Source organism: Vescimonas sanitatis, from assembly GCF_049060325.1.
Taxonomy (GTDB): Bacteria; Bacillota; Clostridia; order Oscillospirales; family Oscillospiraceae; genus Vescimonas; species Vescimonas sanitatis.
This window is the reverse complement of the sequence record NZ_JBMGPW010000005.1, coordinates 183688-194666: the sequence shown is the minus strand read 5'-3', so window position 1 is coordinate 194666 and position 10979 is coordinate 183688. Positions and strand designations below refer to the sequence as shown.

The 10979-nt window shown below is 57.8% G+C and carries 11 protein-coding genes; 2 read left to right on the top strand and 9 right to left on the bottom strand.

The genetic code is table 11. The features are described 5' to 3' along the window. Positions 1-298: 298 nt before the first annotated feature. The 6 genes from ACOMDU_RS08065 to ACOMDU_RS08040 all read right to left on the bottom strand — a co-directional run bounded on the left by ACOMDU_RS08065 (position 299) and on the right by ACOMDU_RS08040 (position 6401). Positions 299-634: a cupin domain-containing protein gene (locus tag ACOMDU_RS08065; protein ID WP_421129868.1), complete on the bottom strand. Its 336-nt coding sequence runs from the start codon at positions 632-634 to the stop codon at positions 299-301. A 12-nt stretch (positions 635-646) separates the two neighbouring features. Continuing rightward, the gene (gene sdaAA, locus ACOMDU_RS08060) at positions 647-1522 is read right to left on the bottom strand and encodes an L-serine ammonia-lyase, iron-sulfur-dependent, subunit alpha (RefSeq protein WP_421129867.1); all 876 of its coding nucleotides are present in this window, start codon (positions 1520-1522) and stop codon (positions 647-649) included. Then, the gene (sdaAB, locus tag ACOMDU_RS08055; protein WP_421129866.1) at positions 1491-2192 is read right to left on the bottom strand and encodes an L-serine ammonia-lyase, iron-sulfur-dependent subunit beta; all 702 of its coding nucleotides are present in this window, start codon (positions 2190-2192) and stop codon (positions 1491-1493) included. The genes sdaAA and sdaAB overlap by 32 nt, the downstream gene beginning before the upstream one ends. 779 nt (positions 2193-2971) lie before the next feature. Further along, on the bottom strand, positions 2972-3823 hold the full coding sequence (locus ACOMDU_RS08050) for a hypothetical protein (RefSeq protein WP_421129865.1): 852 nt from the start codon (positions 3821-3823) through the stop codon (positions 2972-2974). An 833-nt stretch (positions 3824-4656) separates the two neighbouring features. Further along, positions 4657-5226 carry an epoxyqueuosine reductase QueH gene (locus ACOMDU_RS08045; RefSeq protein WP_421129864.1) on the bottom strand — a complete coding sequence of 190 codons (570 nt, stop codon included), beginning with the start codon at positions 5224-5226 and terminating at the stop codon, positions 4657-4659. Further along, positions 5223-6401 (bottom strand): Coenzyme F420 hydrogenase/dehydrogenase, beta subunit C-terminal domain, encoded by a 1179-nt coding sequence (locus tag ACOMDU_RS08040; protein WP_421129863.1) that lies wholly within the window; start codon positions 6399-6401, stop codon positions 5223-5225. The genes ACOMDU_RS08045 and ACOMDU_RS08040 overlap by 4 nt, the downstream gene beginning before the upstream one ends. A gap of 159 nt (positions 6402-6560) precedes the next feature. Between ACOMDU_RS08040 and ACOMDU_RS08035 the strand changes: the two genes are divergently transcribed. Both ACOMDU_RS08035 and ACOMDU_RS08030 read left to right on the top strand, forming a co-directional pair. Then, positions 6561-6785: a hypothetical protein gene (locus ACOMDU_RS08035; RefSeq protein ID WP_421129862.1), complete on the top strand. Its 225-nt coding sequence runs from the start codon at positions 6561-6563 to the stop codon at positions 6783-6785. 137 nt (positions 6786-6922) lie between these two features. Then, positions 6923-7867 (top strand): exonuclease domain-containing protein, encoded by a 945-nt coding sequence (locus tag ACOMDU_RS08030; RefSeq protein ID WP_421129861.1) that lies wholly within the window; start codon positions 6923-6925, stop codon positions 7865-7867. 405 nt (positions 7868-8272) lie between these two features. On the opposite strand, the gene ACOMDU_RS08025 is transcribed toward ACOMDU_RS08030, so the two are convergent. The 3 genes from ACOMDU_RS08025 to ACOMDU_RS08015 all read right to left on the bottom strand — a co-directional run bounded on the left by ACOMDU_RS08025 (position 8273) and on the right by ACOMDU_RS08015 (position 10979). After that, the gene (locus tag ACOMDU_RS08025; RefSeq protein WP_421129860.1) at positions 8273-9160 is read right to left on the bottom strand and encodes a hypothetical protein; all 888 of its coding nucleotides are present in this window, start codon (positions 9158-9160) and stop codon (positions 8273-8275) included. A gap of 1211 nt (positions 9161-10371) precedes the next feature. After that, positions 10372-10707: a sporulation initiation factor Spo0A C-terminal domain-containing protein gene (locus ACOMDU_RS08020; protein WP_421129859.1), complete on the bottom strand. Its 336-nt coding sequence runs from the start codon at positions 10705-10707 to the stop codon at positions 10372-10374. Positions 10708-10712: 5 nt separating this feature from the next. Beyond that, a complete protein-coding gene (locus tag ACOMDU_RS08015; protein ID WP_022135290.1) occupies positions 10713-10979 on the bottom strand; it encodes a helix-turn-helix transcriptional regulator in 267 nt (88 codons plus the stop codon).

Genomic DNA, 10979 nt, shown 5'->3' with positions numbered 1-10979 from the left:
TTTTGGCGATTATCAAACCGCGCCAAAGCCGCCCGGAGGGCGGCTTTGGGAGGTGCACCCCCGGGCGCGGGGGTACATCTGCGAATGTTTCGTTAAGATGTCGTTAAGAAATCGCCAATTTTCTTGAAAACCAGATTTCAGAGTGCTACCATGAAACAACGTAGGGGGCGCGAGGTACAGGCCCCGCGCGACAGGAGGGGAGCTCCCGGGCGGCAGATATCATCTGTTGCCCGGGAGCCTTATTTTGCCTGCTAAATACCCCGGCTGCGCTTTTCGCACAGCCGGGGTATCGGTCAATTTATTTGCTGTCCGGCAGGATGCCCAGCAGCACCAATGGCGCATCTCCGGTGTTATCAATGCCGTGGGTGTGGCCCTCGGGACAGTAGTGGGTCATGCCGGCGGTCAGGGGTACGTCCATCCCATCGTCGTGGCATACACCGCAGCCGGACAGCACGTGAATGATCTCACAGTTGCCAGTGTGGGTATGCAGGCCGATGGAGGACCCCGCGGGCAAGGTCAATGTCAGGATACGGCCCATGCCGTCGGCAACGGCGGTGCGGACGTGGGCTTCGCCGGTGCCGCCCTTGAAATGCGGCACAACGGTCGGATCGACAGCGTTAAAATCCAGCGTCATTTGAGTCCCTCCTTATTTCGATTTCCGTATGCGATCGGTGATGGCCTGCCCGGTGGGCGTAACGGCCAGACCGCCCAGCGCCGTCTCGCGGAATTCCACGGGCATACGGCGGCCCACCTCGCCCATGGCGTCGATGACCTCGTCCACGGGAATGCGGCTGGTGATGCCCGCCATGGCCATGTCCGCCACGCTGACGGCGTTCACCGCGCCGATGACGTTGCGCTTGACACAAGGAACCTCCACCAGGCCCGCCACGGGATCGCAGATCAGGCCCATCAGGTTTTTCAGCGCCATGGCCACCGCGTGGCCGATCTGCTCGCCGCTGCCGCCCCGCAGGGCCACCAGCGCCCCCGCCGCCATGGCGGAGGCCGTGCCGATCTCCGCCTGACAGCCGCCGGAAGCGCCGGCGATGCACGCCCGGTAGGCGATGACCGCGCCGATACCACTGGCCACATACAGGGCCTCCAGCAGCTGGTGCTGGCTCAGCTCCTCGTACCTGCACAGGGGCAGCAGCACCGCCGGCAGCACGCCGCAGGCGCCCGCCGTAGGCGCCGCTACGATGCGGCACATACAGGCGTTGGACTCCGCCATGGACAGCGCCTCGGCGATGACCTCGCTGACGTAGCCGCCGGACATGGCTTCACCCCGCAGGCAGTACTGCCGCATTTTCATGCCGTCGCCGCCCACCAGGCCGCTGACGCTCTTGCGCCGGCCGGTGTAGCTGTCCGCCGCGTCGGCCATGGCCTGCCAGGTGATGAGCATTTTAGCCATGGACTGGTTCCGCGTTACCTGGCGCTCGTCCATATCCGTCTCCAGCACGATCTCCCAGAAGGGCTTGCCCTCCTGCTCCATGCGGTCAAATATTTCCTTCATCGAATCCAGAGCCATCGTCATCCTCCTCCTTGTCGTAGTAGGTCATGGACAGCACGCCCGGCAGCTCGGACAGAAACGCCACCTGGCTGGGCTTGAGGTGCTGATCCAGCTCGATGACCATCAGCGCGTCGCCGCCACGCTTGTGGCGGTACAGACTCATGTTGGCTACGTTGACGCGCAGCTGGCTTAGTATGCTGGTGATGGCCGCTACGGTGCCGCTGGCGTCCTGATTGCGGATGACCAGCGTGTTGAACATACCGTTGAAGTTCACGTCGATGCCATCCAGCTTGTTCACCATGATACGGCCGCCGCCAATGGACGAGGCCTGCATGGTCAGTGTCCTGCCGTCGGCGCTCTTGGCCTCGATAACAGCGGTGTTGGGATGGGCGTCGCGGAGCTTGATCTCGTCTATGGTGTAGGTCAACCCGGCTTTCTCCGCCTCGGCAAAGGCATCCGGCAGGCGGGGATCGTCCGGCTTCATGCCCAGCAGACCGCCTACCAGCGCACGGTCCGTACCGTGGCCGGCGCCCGTCTCGGCAAAGGAGCCGTAGAGGTGGATGGCGGCCTTGACCGGCGGCGCACCCAGCAGTGTGCGGGCCATGGCGCCGATCTTGGCGGCGCCGGCGGTGTGGGAGCTGGAGGGACCAATCATCACCGGGCCCAGTATTTCAAAGATATCCAGCATAGAAAAACTCCTTTCAGAGTGTGTCGAGGGTATTGTACCACATAATGCGGCGCGGGACAATGGCTTTGTGGGTGGTTGTCGGCACGTCAGATTGACAAAAACCGGCAAACGGCTTATAATACATCTCAAGGACGCTGCAATAAACGGCAGGCGGTTAGTCACAGCCCCGAGAGGGGGTGACATACATGTTTTGGACGCTTACATTCCATATCGCAGGCTATTCAGTCTCGATCAGAATTCAGAAGCTGAAAAGACGAAACCGCCACTCTGCCAAGTGACGGTTTCTTTTGGGGTGTAAAACCCTGATGCAAATCTTTACTTGATGGGGCTGACCGCTTGTCGCAGCGTCCCCTTCTGCTTATTATTATACCCATTCCGGCGGGTTTGTCAAGGGGCAGTCCCCGCCCCACAAATTGCGGCAAAAAAAGAAAGGCCTAGGGAAAAACACCCTTTACTATACCTCCCGCGGCAGCGGGAGGAATATATATTTATCCCCCGCGGCAGCGGGGGATATTTATTTCGTCCGCGCCGTTAGGCCAGGGATAAATAAGTACAAAAAAAGAAAGGCCCAGCGGGCAAACGCTCTTTATTCACCCCACCCCCGCCAGGGGGTGGGATAATTAAAGTCAAAAAAGAAGCACCTCATAGAAAAGCAATCTTTACTGTTCCTCCCGCGCCAGCGGGGGAAATAAAATAATCATTCCTCCCGCGGCAGCGGGAGGGATAATTAAAGGCAAAAAAAGAAAGGCCCAATGGGCCTTTCTCTTTTTTGAGTTTAATTAGAACTCCTTTTTCTTGCCGATGACGACGGCGGAGCCGGCGACGGAGGTCAGAGCCATACCGACGTACATAGCGATACCAGCGTCAAAGGTCTTGGGGGACTTGTTGGTGCCAGTGGAAGGAGTGGTGGAAGCACCGTTAGGAACGACAACATAACCAGTAACGCCAGTCAAGGTCTCGGTCTTAGAACCAGCAGGAGCCTTACCAGTCTCATAGATAGCGGTGGTCTTGGAGCCGCAGATGCCGCAGACAGCCTCAGTGGGAACGACCTTGCCGTTCTCAACCTTGGAAGCGGAAACGACCCAAGTGTGAGCCTTCACCTCGGCATCGGAGCCAGCCAGCTTAACCAGCTTGCCGTCAACCAGAACGCTCCAATCCTCGCCAGCCTTGAACACCTTGCCGGTGTGCTCGCCAGTGGTGATTTCGTAATACTTGCTGTTGTCGGTGTTCACGACCTGACCGCACTTATAACCAAAGTCAGTGAAAGCCTTTGCGGAAGCAGCATACGTGGGAGCAGCGTCAACCTTGGTCACATAGAACAGAATATCCTTCTTACCAGTGACAGTCACAGCATAATCAGCAACAGTGGGAGTGGTGGTCTTGACGTAGATAACGCTATCAGCATCAGTCAGATACTCCAGGTTGCCAGTGCCATCGGAATAGCTGGCAGCAGCGGTGATGGTGATGGACTTGTTGGTCTTCTCGGCCACAGCGCCATTCGCAGCGATGACCTTACCACTGATGTTGGTGCTATTGGCCAGATACAGGTCATAGTTGTCCGCCGCGAAAGCGGTGGTGCACAGTGCCAGAGCCATGACCATGGCCAGCACAGTTGCAATGATCTTCTTCATGTTTGTTTCCTCCATAAAAATTTGTTTGTGTCCGGTTCGGCTTCATCCTCCGAGACAGCGTTTACAACGTAAACATCATTATGTTGTAAAAATTTTTACGGATTTTATTACCATTTATTTCCATTTTTGAGATAGTGACATCGCGCCGTTAAAAATCTCCCGAAATTGGAAATAATTTCCATTTCTTCCATAATTTACCAGTAATTTACGCAATTTATCTGAGCGCCTGTAAAGCGTAATTCTTGTGTAACGCAGCATTTATGCAATTCAAATCGAGATTTTCAAAAAATGCAACAACTTAGCTGGAAAAATTTTCCAGTCAAAATCGAAAAGTCATTATGTAAACTATATAGCCCGAAATACATCCAAAATCCCGTTCATAATTCGGTTACAATTTATTCGGCGAAAGTGCTACCTGCGTTTTGGTGCGTAAAAGGAACTTCGCCGTCCCGGCGGCGCGGAGGCTGGCGCAGCCGCTTGCCCCAGCCACGGTAGGGACGTTTTCTTCTACCGGGCGGGCGATTATCAAATCGCGCCAAAGCCGCCCGGAGGGCGGCTTTGGGAGGTGCACCCCCGGACGCGGGGGTACATCTGTGAATGTTACGTTAAGATGCCGTTAAGAAATCGCCAATTTTCTTGAAAACCAGATTTCAGAGTGCTACCATGAAACAACGTAGGGGGCGCGAGGTACAGGCCCCGCGCGACAGGAGGGGAGCTCCCGGGCGGCAGATATCATCTGTTGCCCGGGAGCCTTGCTTTTCCCAAAGGAAAAACCCAACAGCCTCGCTAAAAGCGCGGCTGTTGGGTTTACCATAATATATATTATTGTTAACTTACAGATGCTTTTCCGGGGCCTGCATGTCCCTGCTGATCTGCTTGGCGTAGCGGTCCTCTTCGCTGAACACGCAGCCGCAGTACTTCTGCATATACAGCCCCAGCTCGCGGGCCTCCTGCTGCCCCTGGCGGAAACCGGGACGAAAATCACGATACAGGAGTGTCACACCGTACTGCGCGGACACCTCCTCGGCGGTTTGACGCAGCAACTCATGGTTCTGGTATGGGCTGACAAATAGGGTGCTGGAAAAGCTCTCAAATCCGTGTTCAGCTGCATAGCGGGCGGTCTGCTCCAGCCGCAGGCGATAGCAATGGCCGCAGCGGTGATCGATGTCCTCTGCCACGGCGCGGCAAAAATCCCGCAGGCCGTAGTCCTCCTGCACGATCAGCTCCACGCCCACAGACGGCGCATAGGCCATCAGTGTGTCGCGGCGGGCCTTGTACTCCTGGTAGGGGTGGATGTTGGGGTTATACCAATAGGACACCGGCTCGATACCCTCGGCCCGGAGTAGCTGGATACAGGCCACGGAACAGGGCGCACAGCAGGTGTGCAGCAGCGTTTTCGTCATTTCTGTTTCCTCTTTCCAAAGGGCAGGCGGACGTTGCCCAGCAGTTCCTTCAGCGGCTTGCCGGCGTGCTCGCGGGGCTGCAGGGCGGACAGGAACCGGGCGCAGACCTGGCGGAAGGGCTCCTGCTCCAGCGCGTCGAAGAACCGGGAGCGATCCACGGATACCGGCGTAGGTGAGCGCAGCGCACGGTCGGCGGCCACGGCCTCGGCCAGGCCGCAGCGTCGGCGGTGAAGCGGCAGACTGTCAAACATCTGGGCGCCCTTAGCGGTATTGATGAGCAGCAGCGATACGCCCAGGCGCTTTTCCTCCGGGGTGATGGCGCCGCCGGTCATGTCGCACAGCGTCAGGTCACCGGTACGGTCCGTGCTGGTATAGCCGCAGGTGTGGCAGGCGGGCCGCAGGAACATACCCCGCGCCAGCCCGCGTCCCACCTCGGACCGCAGCAGCGGCGCGTCGTACTGCCCGCCGTTTTCAAAGGTCACATGGAAGCGGCGCGTGCTCTCACCGTTCAGCTTGCCGCGGAAGTCCACGGACAGGGGCTTCTGCTGCTTGATGTACGCCATGGAGCGCACGAATTTTTCCCACACGCCGGGGCTGCCCACGCCGCTACAGGCCACGTCACAGGTGATGAGCCGTTCTGGGTGCTCGCCCAGATAGCGGTACAGGCCGTCCACCTGACAGGGCGTGCCGGAAAACAGTACCTGCCGGCCCTGATCCAGATACAGCCGTACCTGCTGATAGCTCTCACCCACGTCGCTCTGCACCGGCTTGCTCCCCCGCAGTCGGGGCAGATCGTGCAGGTTTTTCACGGCGATGTGGCTGACCCGCAGGTCGTTGTCCAGTGCCGCGCCGAACACCACGCCGCCGCCCTCCAGCACGTATTCCGCCAGGGCGGAGAACGCGCCGCCGGCGGTGGAGTCACGCCGCACGGCCTCGTCGCCGTTCCAGACGATAAACGCTGCCGGCTCGGTGCGCGGCTCCCGCTGCTTCAGCACCGGGCAGATATGCGTGCAGTGGCCGCACTGGACGCAGCCGTCGGTCACCTGCGGGTACAGAAAGCCCTCCCGGTCCGGCACCATGCGGATAGCGCCCTTGGGACAGCCATTGCAGCACGCGGCGCAGCCGGTGCATCGCTCCCGCGGGGCCAACTGCGGCGCGGTATTCATCTCGGTCATGGCGGCCACCTCCCGACTTGTTTTCTTTTGTACATTGTACCACACGCCGGCAAAAAGCACAAGTGCGCCGAAGAACTGTCCGTTTTTTCGGACAGCAAACTTGGTAAGATGGGTACAGTCAAAGGAAGAACACGGAATTCATGATATTGGAGGTGCCGTATGCACAAGTTTTTTGACTATCTCGCGCCCGATCTGCCGGTGAAGACTATTGGTGAGTTGGCGGGCTACATTCGCCGCTTTGCGGCGCTGTTCAGCGGCGGCGTGCCGGTGGAGGGCCATATGGGCGGCGTGGTGTTCTGCGCCACGGAGCAGCCCGGCGGCGGCGTCCGCGTCCACTGGGTCCAGGTAGACCGCCAGCGTATCCCGGTGGACGCTACCGTCTGACGCGCTTTTCTTCGGGGCAGCTACACGGCAGGGAAACAGGGAGACGCCATAGGCGTCTCCCTGTTTCCCTTGCGTTTCCGACAGCATGGGAGTATAATATATCTAATATGACTTTTTCCGCGAGGAGGTAAGACGGCGTGATCGTGTTGGATCTGGAATGGAATCAGCCCTTTGGCGGGCGGCGCATGGAGGAGATCATTCAGATCGGCGCGGTGCGGCTGGCGCGCCCCGGCGGCCCCGTAGTGGACGCATTCAACGCCCACATCCGGCCGTCCATCTACCGAAAGCTGTCGCCTGTGGCGAAAAAGTTGCCGGAATCCGCCCAGGCGCTGACGTCTGAGCTGGACTTCCCCGCGGCGTATCAGGCGTTTCTGGACTGGTGCGGCGAGGATACCCTGTGGGCCGAGTGGGGTGCCCAGGACCACGGCGTGCTGGCCGCCAACGCCGCCTATTGGAAGCTGCCCGCGCCGCCGGTCACAGCGTGCATCGACCTGCAGGCTGCCTTCTGCCGGACGCTGGAGATCGGCCTGGGTAGGCGTATAGCGTTGGAGCAGGCGGCGGAGTACTGCGGCCTGCCGCTGATCTATGAGTTCCACAACGCCCTGCACGATGCGCTGTACGCGGCGCTGATCACCGCGTGGCTGACGGAGAGCTCTCTGCTGCCCACCGCGCCCCGGGCTGAAGCCAAGCATAAGCGCCGCCGCGGCGTTAAGTTCAGCCGTGAGACGTACCCCAAGCAGCCCCGTCAGAAGATCACACCGCTGCCGGAGCGTGAGCAGCTGCTCAACAGCCGTCAGGCGCGTATCGTGCCCTGCCCCCTGTGCCGCCAGCCTGGGGCCGTGGAGTCGTGGTATCCCCAGGGCGACGTGTATTACGGCGTGTTCCGCTGTGAAAATCACGGCCTGTTCCCCGTGCGGATGTCCGTGGTGCACCGTGAGGACGGTAGCTGGCAGGGTCGCCGCGTGGTGCCGCCCCTGACCGACCCGGAGCGAGCCGCCTTTGCCGCCGCCCGGGAGAACGAGCCCTTCCACTGCACCCGCGAAAAGGCCAAGCGCCGCCGCAGGCACAGAAAAACGAAGTGAACGAGAGAAGCCTTCCCCTGTCAGGGAGAACCGCAAAAGAACCGCCGCCCGGCGGTTCTTTTGCGGTTGTCTTCCCCCTGGGGGTGGTTTCAAAAGGAGGGGGCCGAAGCCCCCTCCTTTGTCGCTTCAAGGGGATAGGATCCTTAAGGAAAGGGGGAAATTCGAAATCCCCCTTTCCTTAAGTGGCGTTCTTTGGCTACTTTCTTTCGCCATGGAAAGAAAGTAGCTTGTGCCCGCAGGCGCAACACCCTTCCTGCCGCAGGCAAAAAAGAAGCACCCGCTGGGCCGGAAGCATTTATATCCCCCGCGGCAGCGGGGGATATTTATTTCGTCCGCGCCGTTAGGCCAAGGATAAATAAGCACAAAAAAGAAAGGCCTTTCGGCCTTTCTCTTTTTTGAGTTTAATTAGAACTCCTTTTTCTTGCCGATGACGACGGCGGAGCCGGCGACGGAGGTCAGAGCCATACCGACGTACATAGCGATACCAGCGTCAAAGGTCTTGGGGGAGGGCTTGTTGGTGTTGGGGGTGGTAGAAGCAGCCTTCTCAGTCAGAACATAGTAGTAACCACTATCAGCAGCCAGGTTGATATCCTTACCAGCAGCGTTCAGCAGCTTAGCAGCATCGGCGGGCTTGCTGTAGTAGATCTTGGACAGCTTGCCAACAGCGTCCTTGTCCTTGTCGGTCCAATCGGTGTCGGAAACCATAGCGTAGGTAGCAGTACCGGCCAGGTTGGTGTAGACAGGAGCCTTGTTGGCACCGAAAGTCTCAGAGGTCTTGTACAGAACAGTGGTAGCCTCAGCAGTCTTCAGGCTGTCATTCTTGCTAAACTGATAGTAAGCAACAGCGCTGCCCAGTTCCTTGCCGAAGTAGAAAATCTTGGCAGAAGTACCGTCCTTGGTAGCCATATTGGCCTTGTTGGTGTTGTTGGCCTTGTCGTAGGCATCAACAACAGCCGCCTGGGCGTAATACATGCCATCCTCAGCCTGATACACATCAAACAGATAACCAGCATCGGTCATCTTAGCCAGAGTGTTCTTGCTAAAACCGCCAGCCTTAATAACAGCAACCTCAGCATCGGTAGCAACGCGGATGGTCTTGGTGCCGGTCTGAATATAGTACTGGCCATCAGCAGGGGTAACATCCTTGGTATAAACCTTTTCCAGAGTCAAGGTACCAGTCGGGCTCACCTTAGTGTAATCGACACCATCAATGGTGAGATCCGCCGCGAAAGCGGTGGTGCACAGTGCCAGAGCCATGACCATGGCCAGCACAGTTGCAATGATCTTCTTCATGTTTGTTTCCTCCATAAAAATTTGTTTGTGTCGGACTTGACCTCGCCACTCTCACCAGCGGTTTACAACGTAAACATCATTATGTTGTAAAAATTTTTACGGATTTTATTGCCAGTTATTTCCATTTTTGAGACAGTGACATCGCGCCGTCAAAAATCACCCGAAATTGGAAATAATTTCCATTTCTTCCATAATTTACCAGTAATTTACGCAATTTATCTGAGCGCCTGTAAAGCGTAATTTCTGTGTAACGCAGCATTTATGCAATTCAAACGGAGATTTTCAAAAAACGCAATAACTTAGCTGGAAAAAATTTCCAGTCAAAATCGAAAAGTCATTATGTAAACTGTTCGGCCCGGAATACGCCACAAATCCCGTTCATAATTCGGTTACAATTTAGGCAAGTGAAGTGGTTTTTGCGTAAAGTGGAGGGAGTTGTTTTTTCTCTCCCCCAGTCGCCTACGGCGACAGCCCCCTCCCAGAGGGGGCCAAGGCGGCTGACGCCGCGACGAGCGGATTGCCACGCCAGTCTGCGGACTGGCTCGCAATGACACCTCATCCGTCAACGCTTCGCGTTGCCACCTTCCCCTCAAGGGGAAGGCAGGGGGATTCCGCGCCCTGCGGGCGCGAGCCACTTTTGCCCCCGGCGGCAAAAGTAGCCAAAAACGCCGCTTAGACCTACGGTCTAAGAACCCCTTGGCGCGGGGCGAAACGTTCCTTGCGGGTAATTTTCCCACGCGACCACGGAGATTTTTCCGTTTTTTTCCTCGGTCAGAAGGACTGTGCCAGCACAGCTTCCCGCGTGGCGCTGCCGCGCGCCGCTGGCTGGTGCCACGGTAGGGGTTTTGCGTTCTATCGCTTTTGGCGATTATCAAACCGCGCCAAAGCCGCCCGGAGGGCGGCTTTGGGAGGTGCGCCCCCGGGCGCGGGGGTACATCTGCGAATGTTTTGTTAAGATACCGTTAAGAAATCGCCAATTTTCTTGAAAACCAGATTTCAGAGTGCTACCATGAGACAATATAGGGGGCGCGAGGTACAGGCCTCGCGCGACAGGAGGGGAGCTCCCGGGAGACAGATATCATCTGTTGCCCGGGAGCCTTGCTTTGCTGTGCAGAGAAAAAGCCGCCCGAGGGCGGCTTTTTATCCGTAAAGAAATACGTACAAAGCAGAAAGCCCCGGCAGAGCCGGGGCTTGGTGCCCTATGACCGGTTTCAGTTCTCCTCTTCCGCGCGCAGGTAGATCGTCAACAGAGACAACAGCTCTGAAACAGAAGGCTTCTCCGTCAAGTGTCGATGTGCGAGCTCTGACAGCTTCTCCGGCGCCGTGTTCCAGGCAACGTTTGCGGCGCGGCGCAGGCCGCGCTCCACGCACTTCCAGTTTGTGTCAAAGCAGCGCGCCACGTCCGGATACACATGCTTTGTGACCAGCAGAAGCCTGTCCGGCTCCCGCAGCGACAGCCGAAGCGCCTCTGCCATATAAAAATAGCAGACGCTGCTCGGCAACAACCCCAAGCCGCACAATGTGCGGCTCACATCCCCCTTATCCATGGATGCTACGCCACCTCTTTACCGTCTAATTTTTCTGTAATTTTGCGAAAGTCGTTCAGAAGCTCTGCCACCTCATCTTCCTTCAGTATGAGGAGCAGGGCCATCAATGCCGGGGCGGAAAAGCAGAATTTTCCACGTTCCAGGTCGCCGTAGGCCCGCGCCGTGATACGAAGCTTTTCGGCCATTTCTTCCTGTGTAAGCCCACGGCGCTGCCGCAGTTGGCACACATAGCTTGACAGATGCTCCCGCACCGCGTCCTTATACTCCTGCAT